The sequence below is a fragment of the Pseudomonas sp. UBA5666 genome (assembly GCF_002420785.1).
GTDB classification, from domain to species: domain Bacteria; phylum Pseudomonadota; class Gammaproteobacteria; order Pseudomonadales; family Pseudomonadaceae; genus Aquipseudomonas; species Aquipseudomonas fulva.
The window spans coordinates 103,978-120,915 of the sequence record NZ_DIIQ01000025.1; the positions used below are offsets into that span (position 1 = coordinate 103,978).

General features: G+C 62.1%; 17 protein-coding genes. 15 read left to right on the plus strand and 2 right to left on the minus strand.

From position 1 onward, the window contains the following. The first annotated feature begins 39 nt into the window (after positions 1-39). From B2Y33_RS13110 to ispD, 7 genes are all read left to right on the plus strand, one after another. Positions 40-987, plus strand: coding sequence for an acetyl-CoA carboxylase carboxyltransferase subunit alpha (locus B2Y33_RS13110; RefSeq protein WP_027913883.1), 948 nt, complete (start codon positions 40-42; stop codon positions 985-987). 87 nt (positions 988-1,074) lie between these two features. Further along, positions 1,075-2,358, plus strand: coding sequence for a tRNA lysidine(34) synthetase TilS (gene tilS, locus B2Y33_RS13115; RefSeq protein WP_049695567.1), 1,284 nt, complete (start codon positions 1,075-1,077; stop codon positions 2,356-2,358). 270 nt (positions 2,359-2,628) lie between these two features. Continuing rightward, positions 2,629-4,257 carry a CTP synthase gene (locus B2Y33_RS13120; RefSeq protein ID WP_049695534.1) on the plus strand — a complete coding sequence of 543 codons (1,629 nt, stop codon included), beginning with the start codon at positions 2,629-2,631 and terminating at the stop codon, positions 4,255-4,257. Positions 4,258-4,260: 3 nt separating this feature from the next. Then, positions 4,261-5,106 (plus strand): 3-deoxy-8-phosphooctulonate synthase, encoded by an 846-nt coding sequence (gene kdsA / locus B2Y33_RS13125; RefSeq protein WP_206405785.1) that lies wholly within the window; start codon positions 4,261-4,263, stop codon positions 5,104-5,106. 152 nt (positions 5,107-5,258) lie between these two features. Beyond that, a complete protein-coding gene (gene eno, locus B2Y33_RS13130; RefSeq protein WP_023534096.1) occupies positions 5,259-6,548 on the plus strand; it encodes a phosphopyruvate hydratase in 1,290 nt (429 codons plus the stop codon). A 158-nt stretch (positions 6,549-6,706) separates the two neighbouring features. Further along, on the plus strand, positions 6,707-6,988 hold the full coding sequence (ftsB, locus tag B2Y33_RS13135) for a cell division protein FtsB (protein ID WP_023534037.1): 282 nt from the start codon (positions 6,707-6,709) through the stop codon (positions 6,986-6,988). Then, a complete protein-coding gene (gene ispD, locus B2Y33_RS13140; RefSeq protein ID WP_027913888.1) occupies positions 6,985-7,692 on the plus strand; it encodes a 2-C-methyl-D-erythritol 4-phosphate cytidylyltransferase in 708 nt (235 codons plus the stop codon). The genes ftsB and ispD overlap by 4 nt, the downstream gene beginning before the upstream one ends. Positions 7,693-7,761: 69 nt before the next feature. On the opposite strand, the gene B2Y33_RS13145 is transcribed toward ispD, so the two are convergent. After that, complete coding sequence (locus B2Y33_RS13145; protein WP_145280653.1) at positions 7,762-8,655, minus strand: LysR substrate-binding domain-containing protein; 894 nt, start codon at positions 8,653-8,655, stop codon at positions 7,762-7,764. Positions 8,656-8,762: 107 nt separating this feature from the next. Between B2Y33_RS13145 and B2Y33_RS13150 the strand changes: the two genes are divergently transcribed. The 8 genes from B2Y33_RS13150 to rpoS all read left to right on the plus strand — a co-directional run bounded on the left by B2Y33_RS13150 (position 8,763) and on the right by rpoS (position 15,937). After that, positions 8,763-9,875, plus strand: a complete 1,113-nt coding sequence (locus B2Y33_RS13150; RefSeq protein WP_023534027.1) for an S-(hydroxymethyl)glutathione dehydrogenase/class III alcohol dehydrogenase — start codon at positions 8,763-8,765, stop codon at positions 9,873-9,875. 8 nt (positions 9,876-9,883) lie between these two features. Further along, a complete protein-coding gene (gene fghA, locus B2Y33_RS13155) occupies positions 9,884-10,738 on the plus strand; it encodes an S-formylglutathione hydrolase (protein WP_288633006.1) in 855 nt (284 codons plus the stop codon). A 96-nt stretch (positions 10,739-10,834) separates the two neighbouring features. Next, positions 10,835-11,308: a 2-C-methyl-D-erythritol 2,4-cyclodiphosphate synthase gene (gene ispF / locus B2Y33_RS13160; RefSeq protein WP_027913891.1), complete on the plus strand. Its 474-nt coding sequence runs from the start codon at positions 10,835-10,837 to the stop codon at positions 11,306-11,308. Continuing rightward, complete coding sequence (gene truD, locus B2Y33_RS13165; RefSeq protein ID WP_028686878.1) at positions 11,305-12,363, plus strand: tRNA pseudouridine(13) synthase TruD; 1,059 nt, start codon at positions 11,305-11,307, stop codon at positions 12,361-12,363. The genes ispF and truD overlap by 4 nt, the downstream gene beginning before the upstream one ends. After that, positions 12,351-13,100 carry a 5'/3'-nucleotidase SurE gene (gene surE / locus B2Y33_RS13170; protein ID WP_033694933.1) on the plus strand — a complete coding sequence of 250 codons (750 nt, stop codon included), beginning with the start codon at positions 12,351-12,353 and terminating at the stop codon, positions 13,098-13,100. The genes truD and surE overlap by 13 nt, the downstream gene beginning before the upstream one ends. A gap of 35 nt (positions 13,101-13,135) precedes the next feature. After that, positions 13,136-13,774, plus strand: a complete 639-nt coding sequence (locus B2Y33_RS13175) for a protein-L-isoaspartate(D-aspartate) O-methyltransferase (protein ID WP_161780410.1) — start codon at positions 13,136-13,138, stop codon at positions 13,772-13,774. Positions 13,775-13,966: 192 nt separating this feature from the next. Then, the gene (locus tag B2Y33_RS13180) at positions 13,967-14,824 is read left to right on the plus strand and encodes a peptidoglycan DD-metalloendopeptidase family protein (RefSeq protein ID WP_206405786.1); all 858 of its coding nucleotides are present in this window, start codon (positions 13,967-13,969) and stop codon (positions 14,822-14,824) included. A gap of 108 nt (positions 14,825-14,932) precedes the next feature. Beyond that, entirely contained in the window at positions 14,933-15,937 is a 1,005-nt protein-coding gene (gene rpoS, locus B2Y33_RS13185; RefSeq protein WP_206405787.1) for an RNA polymerase sigma factor RpoS, read from the plus strand. A gap of 654 nt (positions 15,938-16,591) precedes the next feature. Here the strand turns inward: rpoS and fdxA are convergent. Next, the gene (fdxA, locus tag B2Y33_RS13190) at positions 16,592-16,915 is read right to left on the minus strand and encodes a ferredoxin FdxA (protein ID WP_023534129.1); all 324 of its coding nucleotides are present in this window, start codon (positions 16,913-16,915) and stop codon (positions 16,592-16,594) included. Between the last annotated feature and the right edge of the window lie 23 nt (positions 16,916-16,938).

Genomic DNA, 16,938 nt, shown 5'->3' on the forward strand with positions numbered 1-16,938 from the left:
CCGGCCGGCCGCCTGGCCGTAGACCCAAGACGGATGACTATGAACCCGAACTTTCTCGATTTCGAACAGCCGATTGCCGACCTGCAAGCCAAGATCGAAGGCCTGCGCCTGGTAGGCAACGACAATTCGCTGAACATCAGCGATGAAATTGCCCGTCTGCAAGACAAGAGCAATACCCTGACCGAAAGCATCTTCGGCAACCTGACCAGCTGGCAGATCGCTCGCCTGGCACGTCACCCGCGTCGTCCCTATACCCTGGACTACCTGCAGCACATCTTCACCGAATTCGAAGAACTGCACGGCGATCGCCACTTCTCCGACGATGCTGCCATCGTTGGCGGTACCGCACGCCTGGACGGCAAGCCGGTCATGGTCATCGGGCACCAGAAGGGCCGCGAAGTGCGGGAGAAGGTTCGCCGTAACTTCGGCATGCCGCGCCCTGAGGGCTACCGCAAGGCGTGCCGTCTGATGGAAATGGCCGAGCGTTTCCGCATGCCGATTCTGACCTTCATCGACACGCCGGGTGCCTATCCAGGTATCGACGCCGAAGAGCGTAACCAGAGCGAGGCCATCGCCTGGAACCTGCGCGTGATGGCGCGCCTGAAGACGCCAATCATCGCTACGGTGATCGGTGAAGGCGGGTCGGGCGGCGCGCTGGCCATCGGCGTGTGCGACCAGCTGAACATGCTGCAGTACTCCACCTACTCGGTCATCTCGCCCGAAGGCTGCGCTTCGATCCTGTGGAAGACGGCCGACAAGGCTGCCGATGCCGCCGAGGCCATGGGCATCACGGCTGAGCGCCTCAAGAGCCTGGACATCGTCGACAAGGTTATCCCGGAGCCACTGGGTGGCGCTCACCGTGACCCTGCCGCCATGTCCGAAAGCATCCGCGCCGAGCTGGTGCAGCAGCTGGACATGCTCAGCGGGTTGGACCACGACGCACTGCTGGCTCGCCGTTACGATCGTCTGATGAGCTACGGCGTCTGATCGCCTTCGGGGCCGTCTGTCGGCCCCTCGGGTGAGCCTGGAACCCAGGCTCACCCGCATCCGTCACTCAGGTTGATGGAAGCCTTGATGATTGATCCCGCCCCCTGGCTTTGCGCCCGCACCTGGTACGTCGCCCTCTCTGGCGGCCTGGACTCCACCGTTCTGCTGCACTGGCTCGCCGCCTACGCCCGCAGCCATCGTGCACCGCCGCTGCGCGCGATTCACATCCAGCATGGCCTGCAACCGGTCGCGCGGGCGTGGCCTGCCCATTGCCAACGCGTCTGCGATGACCTGGGCATCGAGCTGCAGGTCATCGAGGTCGACGTCGCCCCGGGCCCGAGCCTGGAGCAGGCTGCCCGCCATGCCCGTTACGCCGCCTTCGAGCGGGTGTTGGCGGCAGATGACATGCTGTTCACTGGCCAGCACCGCGACGACCAGGCTGAAACGCTGCTGTTTCGCCTGCTGCGGGGCGCGGGGTTGCGCGGCCTGGCGGCGATGCCGAGGGAGCGGGCGCTGGGGCAGGGCAGGCTGGTCAGGCCTTTGCTCGGTTGCTCCCGGCGACAGTTGCAACACTATGCACAGGCGCACGCGTTGGGCTGGGTCGAGGACCCTTCGAATGCCGACACCCGGTTTGCCCGCAACTATCTGCGCAGGGAGGTTCTGCCGTCCCTTCGGCAGCGCTGGCCGCAAGCCGGGCAGAACCTGGCCCGTGCCGCCGACCACCTGGGCGAAGCCCTGAGCCTGCTGGACGAGCTGGCCGAGAGCGACCTGGCGCCGGTACGCCAAAATGCCCCTGCTGTTTGGCTTGGACTCGATTCGCTGGACCTGGCCGGCCTGCTCGCGCTTTCACCTGCACGCCAACGCAATGCGTTGCAGTATTGGCTCAGCCACCGAACCCGCTTGCCCGACACGCGCCACTGGGCCGGCTGGGCGGACCTGCGCGACGCCGCTGGCGATGCCTGCCCCGTGTGGCAACTGAGCGATGGCCAACTGGTGCGCAGCCAAGGGCGCATCTGGTGGCTGAGCGGCGACTGGTTGCAAACGCCGCGTCAGGCCATGGCTTGGGAAAACGCCGATGAGCCGTTGGCCTTGCCGGGCAACGGCAGTGTGCGACTTGTTGGCGCAGGCTCGCTGACGGGCCTGCGTATCGGCTACCGTCAGGGCGGGGAGTGGCTGGACATCCCAGGACGCGGGCGGCGTGATCTCAAGCGCCTGCTCAATGAGCTGCAAGTGCCGCATTTTCTGCGCATGCGCCTGCCTCTGCTTTTCCAAGGTGAGCGGCTGCTGGCGGTGGCCAACCTGCCCAGTTTGGCTCAGGGGGATTACCGGCTGCATTGGCAGTTGCCGACGCGCGCGCAAGGTTTGAGCTAGTGGGTACATTCGGGTAGACTACCCTCCCTTCTTGATACAGCTTCTGTGGGTTCCGCGAAAACACAGGAGTTGCCGATTACCAAGCAGTTTTTTGCTGGGCTGATTCTTAGAAATGACGAGCGAGCGCCCTGCCAGGGTTACCCCTGGTCTGTACACACGCGGCAGTTTTTCGAGATGCACTGTGATTGACGCAGGTGATCGGGGGCGTTTGCCCTCCTTCGCTATCTCCGGCGGCGCTGGCCGCTTTAACGCAGACTTCTAGGGTTTTTCATGACGCGCTACATATTCGTCACGGGCGGTGTTGTTTCTTCATTGGGGAAAGGCATTGCCTCGGCTTCCCTGGCGGCCATCCTGGAGGCGCGGGGCCTGAAGGTCACCATGCTCAAGCTGGATCCGTACATCAACGTCGACCCAGGCACCATGAGCCCGTTCCAGCACGGTGAAGTATTCGTCACCCAGGATGGCGCCGAGACCGACCTGGACCTGGGCCACTACGAGCGGTTCATCCGCACCACCATGACCCAGAACAACAACTTCACCACCGGCCGCGTCTACGAGCACGTGCTGCGCAAGGAACGCCGTGGTGACTACCTGGGCGCGACCATCCAGGTCATCCCGCACATCACCGATGAAATCAAGCGCCGCATCATCAAGGGTGCAGGCGATGCCGACGTGGCCCTGGTCGAGATCGGCGGCACCGTGGGCGACATCGAGTCCCAGCCGTTCCTCGAAGCCATTCGCCAACTGCGCGTGGAAGTGGGTTCCAAGCGCGCGATGCTGATGCACCTGACGCTGGTGCCTTACATCGCCACCGCCGGTGAAACCAAGACCAAGCCGACCCAGCACTCGGTCAAGGAGCTGCGCTCCATCGGCCTGCAGCCTGACGTGCTGATCTGCCGCTCCGACCACCCTGTCGATGCATCGTCGCGCCGCAAGATCGCGTTGTTCACCAACGTTGAAGAGCGCGCGGTGATTTCGCTGGAAGACGTCGACACCATCTACAAGATTCCAGGTGTCTTGCACGCCCAGGGTCTGGACGACTTCGTCGTCGAGCGTTTCGGCCTGCAGTGCAGCAGTGCCGACCTGTCCGAGTGGGACAAGGTGGTCGACGCCAAGCTCAACCCGGAGCATGAAGTCACCATCGCCATGGTCGGCAAGTACATGGAGCTGCTCGATGCGTACAAGTCGCTGATCGAAGCGATGAGCCACGCGGGCATCACCAACCGCACCAAGGTCAACCTGCGCTACATCGATTCCGAAGACATCGAGAACCAGGGCACCAGCCTGCTCCAGGGCGCCGATGCCATCCTGGTACCCGGTGGTTTCGGCCTGCGCGGTGTCGAAGGCAAGATCACGGCGGTGCAATACGCCCGTGAGAACAAGGTGCCGTACCTGGGTATCTGCCTGGGCATGCAAGTGGCGGTCATCGAGTTCGCCCGTAACGTGATGGGCTGGAGCGACGCCAACTCCACCGAGTTTGATCGCGACAGCGGCCACCCTGTCGTCGGTCTGATCACCGAGTGGGCCGATGCCACCGGCGCGGTCGAAACCCGTAGCGAGGCGTCGGACCTGGGCGGCACCATGCGCCTGGGCGCCCAGGACTGCCAGCTGGCTGCCGGTTCCAACGTGCATGCGTGCTATGGCAAGGACATCATCACCGAGCGTCACCGTCACCGCTACGAAGTGAACAACAACCTGCTGCCGCAGCTGGTGGACGCAGGCCTGGTGGTTTCCGGTCGTTCCGAAGACGGTGCCCTGGTCGAGGTGGTGGAGTCCAAGGACCACCCGTGGTTCGTCGCCTGCCAGTTCCACCCGGAGTTCACCTCCACCCCACGCGATGGCCACCCGCTGTTCAGTGGCTTCGTCAAGGCGGCGCTCGCCCAGAAGAACAAGGCCTGACCCATGCCCCAGAAGATCATCCGCGTCGGTCACATCGATATCGCCAACGACAAGCCATTCGTCCTGTTCGGTGGCATGAACGTTCTGGAGTCCCGCGACCTGGCCATGAAGGTGTGCGAAGAATACGTGCGGGTTACCGAAAAGCTCGGTATCCCGTATGTGTTCAAGGCCAGCTTCGACAAGGCCAATCGGTCCTCGGTCACTTCCTACCGCGGCCCTGGCCTGGAAGAGGGCCTGAAGATCTTCGAGGAGATCAAGCGCACCTACAACGTGCCGGTGATCACCGATGTGCACGAGCCCTACCAGGCCGAGCCGGTGGCCAAGGTCTGCGACATCATCCAGTTGCCGGCTTTCCTGTCGCGCCAGACCGACCTGGTGGTGGCGATGGCCAAGACCGGCGCGGTGATCAATATCAAGAAGGCTCAGTTCCTCGCACCCCAGGAGATGAAACACATCCTGACCAAGTGCGAGGAAACCGGTAATGACCAATTGATCCTGTGCGAGCGTGGTTCGAGCTTCGGTTACAACAATCTGGTCGTGGACATGCTCGGCTTCGGTGTCATGAAGCAGTTCGAGTACCCGGTGTTCTTCGACGTGACCCATGCCCTGCAGATGCCGGGTGGTCGTGCCGACTCCGCAGGCGGACGCCGCGCTCAGGTGACCGACCTGGCCAAGGCCGGCATGAGCCAGGGGCTGGCAGGGTTGTTCCTCGAAGCTCACCCCGATCCGGACAACGCCAAGTGCGACGGCCCGTGTGCCTTGCGCCTGGACAAGCTGGAGCCGTTCCTGGCTCAGCTCAAGCAACTGGATGACCTGGTGAAAAGTTTTCCGACGGTAGAAACCGCGTAAAGCACTTTTCTCGGGTAAAGTACCGTCCGATTCACCCCTGACCACTCGGTCAGGGGCTCCCTTCGCCGGGCCTGCCTCTGCATCCTCGTCCGGTGAACGGCAAGAATTTTCTAAGCTGCGTTGTTTTCGTCAATTCTGGAGTGCTTACAACAATGGCAAAAATCGTCGACATCAAAGGTCGTGAAGTTCTCGATTCACGTGGCAACCCCACCGTGGAAGCCGATGTACTGCTCGACAACGGCATCATCGGCAGCGCCTGCGCGCCGTCCGGTGCTTCCACCGGCTCGCGCGAAGCGCTGGAGCTGCGTGATGGCGACAAGAGCCGTTACTTGGGCAAGGGTGTGCTGAAGGCTGTCGCCAACATCAATGGCCCAATCCGCGACCTGCTGCTGGGCAAGGACCCTTCCGACCAGAAGGCCCTGGACCACGCCATGATCGAGCTGGACGGTACCGAGAACAAGGCCAAGCTGGGCGCCAACGCCATCCTGGCCGTGTCCCTGGCGGCTGCCAAAGCGGCAGCCCAGGATCAGGACCTGCCCCTGTACGCCCACATTGCCAACCTCAACGGCACTCCAGGCCAGTACTCGATGCCGGTACCCATGATGAATATCATCAACGGTGGCGAGCATGCCGACAACAACGTCGATATCCAGGAGTTCATGGTTCAGCCAGTGGGCGCCAAGACCTTCTCCGACGGCCTGCGCATGGGGACCGAGATCTTCCATCACCTCAAGGCCGTGCTCAAGGCCCGTGGCCTGAACACTGCCGTGGGTGACGAAGGCGGTTTCGCCCCTAACCTGGCCTCCAACGAAGACGCCCTTGGCGCCATCGCCGAAGCCGTCGAGAAAGCCGGCTACAAACTGGGCACCGACGTGACCCTGGCCCTGGACTGCGCCGCCTCCGAGTTTTATGAAAACGGCAAGTACAACCTGTCCGGCGAAGGCAAGTCGTTCGACGCCGAAGGCTTTGCCGACTACCTCAAAGGCCTGACCGAGCGCTTCCCGATCATTTCGATCGAAGATGGCCTGGACGAGTCCGATTGGGCTGGCTGGAAGATCCTCACTGACAAGATCGGCGAGAAGGTGCAACTGGTCGGTGACGACCTGTTCGTGACCAATACCAAGATCCTCAAGGAAGGCATCGAGAAGGGCATCGGTAACTCGATTCTGATCAAGTTCAACCAGATCGGCTCGCTGACCGAGACCCTGGAAGCCATCCAGATGGCCAAGGCTGCCGGTTACACCGCCGTGATCTCCCACCGCTCGGGTGAAACCGAAGACTCCACCATCGCCGACCTGGCTGTGGGTACTGCGGCCGGTCAGATCAAGACGGGTTCGCTGTGCCGCTCCGACCGCGTGTCGAAGTACAACCAATTGCTGCGCATCGAAGAGCAACTGGGTGCCAAGGCGGTTTACCGTGGCCGTACCGAGTTTCGCGGCTAAGCAAGAGATGGTAAAAAGACAGCAGCCGGAGCTGTAGGAACGTTCGTACCGTAACTTCCTACGTTCCATCGGGTTTCTGTTTGAGAAGCCTGGCCTCGGCCAGGCTTCGTGCTATCTGAGACCCTGAACCAACAGGGTCTTTCAACCTGGATATCTTGATGCGCAGTCCTTATTGGTTGTTCCTGGTCCTGCTTCTGCTGCTGGGCGGCCTGCAATACCGTTTGTGGGTAGGCAATGGCAGCCTGGCGCAGGTGGCCGAGCTCAAGCAGCAGATTGACGAGCAGCATGCCGAGAACGAGCGGCTGCTGGAGCGTAACCGTGTGCTCGACGCCGAAGTACTGGAGTTGAAAAAAGGCATGGAAACCGTCGAAGAACGTGCCCGCCACGAGCTTGGCATGGTCAAGGAAGGCGAAACCCTCTTTCAGTTGCCACAGAAATGAGTGAGCGCTTGCCGGCCTTCTGGGCCGTGATCCCTGCGGCGGGAGTGGGCGCCCGCATGGCTGCCGATCGCCCCAAGCAATACCTGTCGTTGGCGGGGCAGACCATCATCGAGCACAGCCTGGCGTGTTTTCTCGATCACCCCGCCCTCAAGGGGGTCGTGGTCAGCATCGCTGAACATGACCCTTACTGGCCCGGCCTTGGGTGCGCCAGCGACCCGCGCATCCGCCGGGCTGCCGGGGGGCGCGAGCGTGCTGACTCGGTACTCAATGCCTTGCTGCTGTTGCACGCTCAGGGCGCGCAAGATGATGACTGGGTGTTGGTGCACGATGCGGCGCGGCCCAACCTGGCACGCAGTGACCTGGACAAGCTGCTGGCCGAATTGGCAGATGATCCGGTGGGCGGCCTGTTGGCGGTACCTGCTCGCGATACGCTCAAAAAATCCGACGGCCATGGGCGCGTCAGCGCCACGGTTGACCGCAGCACCATCTGGCAAGCCTATACGCCGCAGATGTTCCGTTTAGGGGCGCTGCATCGGGCGCTGGCCGAGTGCCTGGTCTCGGATGTGGTGGTGACCGATGAGGCGTCGGCCATCGAATGGTCCGGTCAGTCGCCACGGCTGATCGAAGGCCGCAGTGACAACCTCAAGGTTACGCGCCCCGAAGACCTGGAGTGGCTGCGCCAACGCTGGAATGGGCGGCGTTGACAGGGCCCCGTTCAACTCCCCGGTGATTGAGTCAGGCTCCCACCACCCGCCATTCTGACTGAGCGCCGGTCATGCCCGGTACTCAGGCAGACCTGCCAAGCCCTCTTTCAGATAGTCCACCAGGCGCCGCACCTTGGGCGACAAATGCCGCTGTTGCGGGTACAAGGCCCATACTGCCGTATTGGGGGGTTGGTGGGCTTGCAGCAGCGGGACCAATGCGCCGCTGTGCAGGTGTTCGAGCACGTAGTAATCCGGCAGTTGGCATAAACCGATGCCCTGGAGCGCCGCATCCAGCACCGCCTGGCCGCTGTTGCACCGCCAGTTGCCCTGAACACGCTGGCTGATTTCACGCCCCTCCATTTGCAATGCCCATACATCCGAGCTGCCTATCAGGCAGTTGTGCCTGGCCAGTTCCGACAGGCTGTGGGGCCTGCCATAGCGCGCCAGGTAGCCCGGCGAGGCGCACACGTACATGCGCCGGGGCGCAAGGCGCGTCGCGATCAGGCGCGAGTCGGCCAGGCGACCGAGGCGGATGGCCAGGTCCATGCCTTCGTGCAGCAGGTCCAGGGTCTGGTTGCTCAGTTCGACGTCCACCCTCAACTGCGGGTACAACACCATGAAACGGGTCACCAACGGCACGATGAAGCGCTCGCCGTAGGCCACGGCGCACGTCATGCGCAGCAGCCCCTTGGGCTCGCTGGCCAGGTCGCCCATTGCCCGCAGCGCTTCCTCACGCCCATCCTGCAGGCGCTGGCAGTGCTGCAAGAACGTCTGTCCGGCCTCGCTGAGCGTAACCCTTCGCGTGCTGCGGTACAGCAAACGCGTCTGCACGCGTTCTTCCAGGCGCGCTATCTGCCGGCTCACATGGGACGAGGATACGCCCAGCCGTTCAGCGGCCGCCGTGAACTGCCCCAACTCGGCCACCGCCACGAACTCATCGATGCCCTCCCAGCGGTTGCTCATGATTATCCCTGTACAGCAATAATGTTTTGTCTTTCACCCGATTATTCAGCAATTGCGGGTGAATTACACTGTCTGCCGATTTCATTGACCTGTCTGGAGCCCCTGCGATGATCAAGTCCCGCGCTGCCGTAGCATTCGAAGCCAAGAAACCCTTGGAAATCGTTGAAGTCGATGTGGCCATGCCCAAGGCTGGCGAGGTATTGCTGCGCGTGGTCGCCAGCGGCGTGTGCCACACCGATGCCTATACCTTGTCCGGTGCTGACCCCGAAGGCATCTTCCCGTCCATCCTCGGCCACGAAGGCGGTGCCATCGTCGAAGCCGTGGGCGAGGGCGTGACCTCGGTGGCGGTGGGTGATCATGTGATTCCGCTGTACACGCCCGAGTGTGGCAAGTGCAAATTCTGCCTGTCTGGCAAGACCAACCTGTGCCAGGCCATCCGTGCCACCCAAGGCAAGGGCCTGATGCCCGACGGCACCACGCGCTTCTCCTACAAGGGTCAGCAGCTGTTCCACTACATGGGCACCTCGACGTTCTCCGAATACACCGTATTGCCGGAAATCTCGGTGGCCAAGATCCAGAAAGAAGCGCCGCTGGAGAAGGTCTGCCTGCTGGGTTGCGGCGTGACCACGGGTATTGGCGCCGTGCTGAACACCGCCAAGGTGCAGCCGGGTGATACCGTCGCCGTCTTCGGCCTGGGCGGCATCGGCCTGTCGGCCATCATTGGTGCAGTCAAGGCCAAGGCTTCGCGCATCATCGCCATCGACATCAACCCGGCCAAGTTCGAAATCGCTCGCCAGCTGGGCGCTACCGATTGCATCAACCCCAAGGAGTACGATCGCCCCATCCAGGAAGTGATCGTCGACCTTACCGACGGCGGCGTGGACTTCTCCTTCGAGTGCATCGGCAACGTGCAACTGATGCGTGCGGCCCTGGAGTGCTGCCACAAGGGCTGGGGCGAGTCGGTCATCATCGGTGTCGCTGGCGCCGGTCAGGAAATCGCCACCCGGCCATTCCAACTGGTCACCGGACGCGTCTGGCGCGGTTCGGCGTTCGGCGGCGTGCGTGGCCGCAGCGAACTGCCTAGCTACGTGGAAATGTCCGAGAAGGGCGAGATTCCGCTGGATACCTTCATCACCCACACCATGGGCCTGGAGGACATCAACAAGGCCTTCGACCTGATGCACGAAGGCAAGAGCATTCGCAGCGTCATCCACTTCTGAGGCTTGCCATGACCCTGGACAATATTTCCTGCCAGAAGAGCTTCGGCGGCTGGCACAAGCGTTACCGCCACACCTCCAAGGTGCTGGGTTGCGACATGGTCTTCGCCGTCTACCTGCCACCCCAGGCCGAGCAGGGCGAAAAGCTGCCGGTCCTGTACTGGCTCAGCGGGTTGACCTGCAACGACGAGAACTTCATGCAGAAAGCCGGCGCCCAGCGCCTGGCCGCAGAGCTGGGGCTGATCATCGTGGCGCCCGATACCAGCCCTCGCGGCGAGCAGGTACCCGGTGATCCCGACGGTGCCTGGGACTTTGGCCTGGGTGCTGGCTTCTACCTCAATGCCACGCAGCAACCCTGGGCTCAGCACTACCGCATGCACGACTACGTGGTGCAGGAGCTGCCAGCCCTGATCGAGGCGCATTTCCCGGCCTCCGGCGAGCGCAGCATCAGTGGGCATTCCATGGGCGGGCACGGCGCCCTGGTCTGCGCATTGCGCAACCCAGGCCGCTATCGCTCGGTGTCGGCGTTTTCGCCGATCTGCAACCCGATGGATTGCCCTTGGGGCGAAAAGGCCTTCAGCCGCTACCTGGGTGAAGAGCGCACGCGCTGGCGTGAGTGGGATGCCAGCGTGTTGCTGGCCGAAACCCCGTCGGGGCAGTGCCCTGCGTTGCTGGTGGACCAGGGCGATCGCGACGACTTCCTCGAAAAGCAGCTCAAGCCCGAAGCCCTGGAGCAGGCGGCGCGCAAAGGCGGTCATGAGCTGACCCTGCGTCTGCAACCGGGCTACGATCACAGCTACTACTTCATCGCCAGCTTCATCGAGGAACACCTGCGCCATCACGCGGTGGTTTTGGGCCGGGTGTAGCCGCAGGGCAGCCAGCCGGCGACGTTGGCCGGCTCTGCACCTTGGCGTTGCAAATGCAGGTAGAATCACGCCCTGACTCATTCAGGGCGTTTTCTTATGCGTATTGGCCACGGCTACGATGTGCACCGGTTTTGCGACGGTGATTTCATTACCCTGGGCGGGGTGCGTATCCCCCACAAGTACGGCCTGCTGGCCCATTCCGATGGTGACGTGCTGCTGCATGCCCTGAGCGACGCATTGCTCGGCGCCGCCGCGCTGGGTGATATCGGCAAGCACTTCCCCGACACCGACCCGCAGTTCAAGGGCGCCGACAGCCGCGTGCTGCTGCGTCATGTGCTGGATGTCGTTCGGGCCAAGGGCTGGCAAGTCGGCAACGTCGACGCCACCATCATTGCCCAGGCGCCGAAGATGGCACCCCACATCGAGGTCATGCGCCAGCGCATCGCCGACGACCTCAAAGTGGGCCTGGACCAGGTCAACGTCAAGGCCACCACCACCGAAAAGCTCGGCTTCGCCGGGCGCGAGGAGGGGATCGCCGTGCATGCGGTTGCCCTGTTGCTGCCAGCATGACCGAATTGGATCTGTTGGGCCCACAGGCATCGGGGCAAGCGCTCGGTACGGCTGTGCTCAAGGCCGTTGCCGAAGATTTTCAGGTCGACGAAGTGCTTGATATCCCGCTGTCTGGCCAGGGCGAGCACCTGTGGCTATGGGTGGAAAAGCGTGAGCTCAATACCGAGGAAGCGGCCCGCCGGCTTGCAAGGGCCGCGGGGGTGCCTGCGCGCGCGATCAGCTACGCCGGGCTCAAGGACCGCCAGGCCTTGACCCGCCAGTGGTTCAGCCTGCATTTGCCGGGCAAGGCCGACCCCGACCTGTCGCGGGCCGAGGATGCCAATCTGCGCGTCCTCAAGCAGATGCGCCACCAGCGCAAGTTGCAGCGCGGCGCGCATTCGTCCAATGGCTTCACGCTGCGCCTGACCCAGCTGGCAGCCGATCATCAGGCAGTCGACGCGCGCCTGGCCCAGCTCAAAGCCAACGGCGTGCCCAATTACTTCGGTACCCAGCGCTTCGGGCATGCCGGCGGCAATGTGCATGACGCCCTGGCCTGGGCCGAGCGCCAGGCCTTGCCTGAGCAACGTAACGTTCGCTCGCGCCTGCTTTCAGCCGGTCGCAGCTACCTGTTCAACCAGGTCCTGGCCGCACGGGTAGCCGATGGCAGCTGGGCCAGTGCGCAAGTGGGCGATCTGCTGGCATTCACCGACAGCCGCAGCTTTTTTCCGGCTGCTGAAGCTGAATGCGCTGATCCTCGCCTGGCCGTTCTCGACCTGCACCCTACAGGCCCCCTGTGGGGCGAGGGCGATTCGCCAGCCAGCGGTCGAACCCGGGCATTGGAAAATTCGGTCGGTGCTGCCCAGCCCGCGCTGTGCCAGTGGTTGGCAAAGGCGGGCATGGATCACGAACGGCGTATTCTGCGGCTCCCTATTGCTGGCCTTACGTGGCATTATCCCGAGCCTGATATCCTGCAACTGGAATTCGTCCTTCCGGCCGGATGCTTCGCCACCGTCGTGGTGCGCGAGGTGGTGGATCTGGTGTCGGCAGGGCAGACGGACAGCCCATGCGTATTCTGATTTCGAACGACGACGGTGTGACCGCACCAGGCATCGCCGCGCTGCACGCTGCGCTTGCCGATTACGCGCAGTGCGCGGTCATTGCACCTGACCAAGACAAGAGCGGCGCCGGCAGCTCGCTGACGTTGGACCGGCCGCTGCATCCGCAGACGCTGGCCAACGGCTTCATCAGCCTCAATGGTACGCCGACCGACTGCGTGCACCTGGGGCTCAACGGGCTGTTGCCGTATACGCCAGACATGGTCGTGTCGGGCATCAACCTGGGGGCCAACCTGGGCGATGACGTGCTGTACTCGGGCACCGTGGCCGCTGCGCTGGAGGGTCGTTTCCTGGGCGGTACGTCGCTGGCGTTCTCACTGCTTTCGCGCCAACCGGACAACCTTCCCGCCGCGGCTCATATTGCCCGTCGCCTGGTCGAGGCACAGTCGCGCCTGACGCTGCCGCCGCGCACCGTGCTCAATGTCAACATACCCAACCTGCCGCTCGAGCGCATTCGTGGCATCCAGCTGACGCGACTCGGCCATCGGGCGCGGGCCGCGGCACCCACCAAAGTGGTCAACCCGCGTGGTAAGGAAGGTTACTGGATCGCAGTCGCCGGCGATGCAGAGGACGGCGGCCCGGGCACTGACTTCCATGCCGTGATGCAAGGCTACGTTTCCATCACCCCGTTGCAGCTCGACCGCACCTTCAACGACGCTTTCGAGCAGCTCGATGGCTGGCTGGAGGGCTTGCTTTGATGCGTGAGGACGATATGTTGCGTCGGGGCATCGGCATGACGTCCCAGCGCACCCGCGAGCGCCTGATCCAGCGGCTGTGCGAGGAGGGCGTGTCCAGCCCCCAGGTGCTCGATGTGATTCGCCGCACGCCACGCCATCTGTTCGTGGACGAGGCACTGGCCCATCGCGCCTATGAAGATACCGCGCTGCCCATCGGCCACAACCAGACCATCTCGCAACCGTTCATGGTGGCGCACATGAGCGAATTGCTGCTCGAGGCGGGTCCGCTGGATAAAGTCCTGGAGATCGGCACCGGTTCTGGCTACCAGACCGCCGTGCTGGCGCAACTGGTCGAGCGGGTGTTCTCGGTCGAGCGCATCAAGGTCTTGCAGGACCGCGCCAAGGAACGCCTGGTGGAGCTGAACCTGCGCAACGTGGTGTTTCGGTGGGGCGATGGGTGTGAGGGGTGGCCGGCACTGGCCCCCTACAATGGCATCATCGTGACCGCCGTTGCTTCGGAAGTGCCCCAGGCGCTGCTCGACCAACTGGCGCCGGGCGGGCGGATGGTGATTCCAGTGGGTTCACCCGGTGAAGTGCAGCAGCTGATGCTCATCGTCCGAGAAGAGCATGGGTTTTCACGCCGTGTGCTTGGGGCGGTACGCTTCGTGCCTCTGCTCAATGGGCCGGTAACCTGATTCATCGGGGCATCGACGGGCTATTTTTGCACCTGCGTCGAATTCTTGCAGGATCGACCTGTCTATCTGGCGGTGCACGCACGTTGCGCAAGTGTGTTGCAGCCGCCTGCCAAGACTGGCGAGCTTCGTTATAATTGCAACAATATTGCATTCATGTCTTGAAACGTTTTCGGCACCATGAGGGGAGCGCGGGTGGGTCACACAGTCTTTCGGCAGCGCAAGGACAGCTCGGGTCTCAGGCTCCTGGTGCTGGTACTGGCCATGGGCACACTGTTGGTGGGGTGCTCGAGCTCCGGCAGCAACAATGCGCGTGTCGTCGACCGCAACAGCAGCGCGCCCAAACGGCCTACCGTGACCTCCGGTCAGTATGTGGTCAAGCCAGGCGATACGCTGTTCTCCATCGCGTTTCGCTATGGCTGGGACTACAAGGAGTTGGCGGCCCGCAACGGTATCGCCCCGCCGTATACCATTCGCCCTGGCCAGCCGATTCGCTTCAGTAGCGGGGCCTCGGGCAGCACCACCGTAGTGGCCAGCCCGTCCTCGTCCAGCCGAACCACGGTCACCCGCCGTCCTGTAGGTGCCACGGCCTCTACTCCTGCCACGACCACCAAGACCGTCACCACATCCAGCTCGGCGAGCACGCCGGTAGTCGCTACCGTGCCTGCCGCCGAACGTGCGGCCGGTGGCTGGACCTGGCCGGCGAACGGGGTTTTGATCGGCAAATTTGCTTCAAACGGTAGTTTGAATAAAGGCATTGATATCGCCGGTGATTTGGGACAGCCTGTTTTTGCTGCGGCCAGTGGATCAGTGGTGTACGCCGGGAGTGGTTTGAGGGGCTACGGCGAGCTGATCATCATCAAGCACAGCGATACCTATGTCAGTGCCTACGGCCACAACCGCAGGCTCTTGGTACGGGAGGGGCAGCAGGTCAAGGCAGGGCAGTCGATTGCTGAAATGGGGTCTACAGGCACAGATCGGGTGAAGTTGCATTTCGAAATTCGCCGTCAGGGCAAACCCGTCGATCCGCTCCAGTTCCTGCCACGCCGTTGATTGTTGTTTCCGGTCTGTTCCGCTGACATGGAGGGGACAGGCTCCAGCGCTGCCAAGGAGAAAGGCGCCGCTTGAGTCTGAGTTCGAACTCAGCAAAGGACTATAACAATGGCTCTCAGCAAAGAAGCGCCGGAGTTTGACATCGACGATGACGTCCTCCTCATGGAGACGGGCATCGTTTTGGAAACGGATGTGGTGTCAGACGAACCTGCTGTACCTTCGGTTCGGACCAGGGCCAAATCAGGCTCTTCACTTAAACACAAGTACATCGATTACAGCCGCGCCCTCGATGCGACTCAGTTGTACCTCAACGAGATTGGCTTTTCGCCTCTGCTTTCGCCGGAAGAAGAAGTGCATTTTGCGCGCTTGTCGCAAAAGGGCGACCCTGCCGGCCGCAAGCGCATGATCGAAAGCAATCTGCGCCTGGTGGTGAAAATCGCTCGCCGCTACGTGAACCGGGGGTTGTCATTGCTCGATCTGATCGAGGAGGGCAACCTTGGGCTGATTCGCGCAGTGGAGAAGTTCGATCCTGAGCGGGGCTTCCGTTTCTCGACCTATGCCACCTGGTGGATTCGGCAGACTATCGAGCGGGCGATCATGAACCAGACCCGCACCATTCGCCTCCCCATTCATGTGGTCAAGGAACTCAACGTTTACTTGCGCGCGGCGCGCGAACTGACCCAGAAGCTGGATCACGAGCCTTCGCCCGAAGAGATCGCCGCCTTGCTGGAGAAGCCGGTTGCCGAGGTCAAGCGCATGCTGGGTCTCAACGAGCGGGTGTCCTCCGTGGACGTGTCTCTGGGCCCTGACTCGGACAAGACGCTGCTCGACACCCTGACGGATGATCGCCCCACTGACCCGTTCGAGTTGCTGCAGGACGATGACCTGTCGCAGAGCATCGATCAGTGGCTCGGTGAGCTGACCGACAAGCAACGTGAAGTGGTGGTGCGTCGGTTCGGCTTGCGTGGACACGAAAGCAGTACGTTGGAGGACGTCGGTCTGGAAATCGGCCTGACCCGCGAGCGGGTGCGGCAGATACAGGTCGAGGGGCTCAAGCGCCTGCGTGAGATTCTGGAAAAGAACGGCTTATCCAGCGAATCGCTTTTTCGTTAGTCCCTGGTCTTACGCTGCGTACAGAAACGCCCCGATAAAAAGGGGCGTTTTTGCGTTTGGGGTTTGGGGAGCCGTGCTGTCGATCCGTTCTCTGCGGTGAGCGGTGCTCGGCCCGGTTTGCAGATTCACAGGCGTACTCAGCGATGTGCTCACCCTGACAGTTCGGCCTGTAAGCCTTTGCTTACTCGTTGCGTAAGCCTTTGAAGGGTGTGGCGGTAAATCATTGTCGTTTTCAAAAGCAACCTTTTCTTAAGTCATTGAAAAAGCTGAAGTATTTAGATGTGTGAAAGTTTGTAGGTCGCAACATTCTGTGAGGAGGACGCGTTGCACATCCTGCTCAGATCGCTAGTATTCGAACTGTGCACACGGACACGCACAGGCACTCAGGAAGAGCGCCAAGGACATCGCAAGAAGCGATTTCATCAGGACGATGTACAGGACAAGCAGGGACTACGGAAAAAAATGTGGGCGGGTCAAACCGCCCCTTTTTTTTGCCTTTTTTTCAGGATCTGAGCTTTTCGATTCCAGCGCCAGACTGCATGACGCTTGTGAACAGCTCTGCCAGAACCCGCGTGGCGGCGGCTACGTTTGCATGCAGGTTTTTCGCGCTAAACAAAAAGGCCCTTGCGGGCCTTTTCGTTTTTTCATGCGACGTTAACGCTGCAAGTCGGCAATCTTGCCTGGCTTGCCGTCCCACTCCTCAGCATCAGGAAGGGCATCCTTGCGCTCGGTGATGTTGGGCCAGATTTCAGCCAGTTCGGCGTTCAACTCGATGAAGTTCTCCATGCCCGATGGCACTTCGTCTTCCGAGAAAATGGCTTGTGCCGGGCACTCTGGTTCGCACAGTGCACAGTCGATGCACTCATCCGGGTGGATGACCAGGAAGTTCGGGCCTTCGTAGAAGCAGTCCACCGGACAGACTTCCACGCAGTCGGTGTATTTGCATTTGATGCAGTTGTCGGTGACGACGAAGGTCATTTCTAGTTCTCTCCTCAGGCGAC

Bases quoted from the DNA above. Each gene is read 5' to 3' on its own strand.
- B2Y33_RS13145 (WP_145280653.1), bottom strand. From the start codon at position 8,655: ATGAGCAACCGCTGGGAGGGCATCGATGAGTTCGTGGCGGTGGCCGAG.
- B2Y33_RS13110 (WP_027913883.1), top strand. From the start codon at position 40: ATGAACCCGAACTTTCTCGATTTCGAACAGCCGATTGCCGACCTGCAA.
- truD (WP_028686878.1), top strand. From the start codon at position 11,305: ATGACCGAATTGGATCTGTTGGGCCCACAGGCATCGGGGCAAGCGCTC.
- kdsA (WP_206405785.1), top strand. From the start codon at position 4,261: ATGCCCCAGAAGATCATCCGCGTCGGTCACATCGATATCGCCAACGAC.
- surE (WP_033694933.1), top strand. From the start codon at position 12,351: ATGCGTATTCTGATTTCGAACGACGACGGTGTGACCGCACCAGGCATC.
- B2Y33_RS13120 (WP_049695534.1), top strand. From the start codon at position 2,629: ATGACGCGCTACATATTCGTCACGGGCGGTGTTGTTTCTTCATTGGGG.
- fghA (WP_288633006.1), top strand. From the start codon at position 9,884: ATGACCCTGGACAATATTTCCTGCCAGAAGAGCTTCGGCGGCTGGCAC.
- ispF (WP_027913891.1), top strand. From the start codon at position 10,835: ATGCGTATTGGCCACGGCTACGATGTGCACCGGTTTTGCGACGGTGAT.
- ispD (WP_027913888.1), top strand. From the start codon at position 6,985: ATGAGTGAGCGCTTGCCGGCCTTCTGGGCCGTGATCCCTGCGGCGGGA.
- fdxA (WP_023534129.1), bottom strand. From the start codon at position 16,915: ATGACCTTCGTCGTCACCGACAACTGCATCAAATGCAAATACACCGAC.
- B2Y33_RS13150 (WP_023534027.1), top strand. From the start codon at position 8,763: ATGATCAAGTCCCGCGCTGCCGTAGCATTCGAAGCCAAGAAACCCTTG.
- eno (WP_023534096.1), top strand. From the start codon at position 5,259: ATGGCAAAAATCGTCGACATCAAAGGTCGTGAAGTTCTCGATTCACGT.
- B2Y33_RS13175 (WP_161780410.1), top strand. From the start codon at position 13,136: ATGACGTCCCAGCGCACCCGCGAGCGCCTGATCCAGCGGCTGTGCGAG.
- rpoS (WP_206405787.1), top strand. From the start codon at position 14,933: ATGGCTCTCAGCAAAGAAGCGCCGGAGTTTGACATCGACGATGACGTC.
- ftsB (WP_023534037.1), top strand. From the start codon at position 6,707: ATGCGCAGTCCTTATTGGTTGTTCCTGGTCCTGCTTCTGCTGCTGGGC.
- tilS (WP_049695567.1), top strand. From the start codon at position 1,075: ATGATTGATCCCGCCCCCTGGCTTTGCGCCCGCACCTGGTACGTCGCC.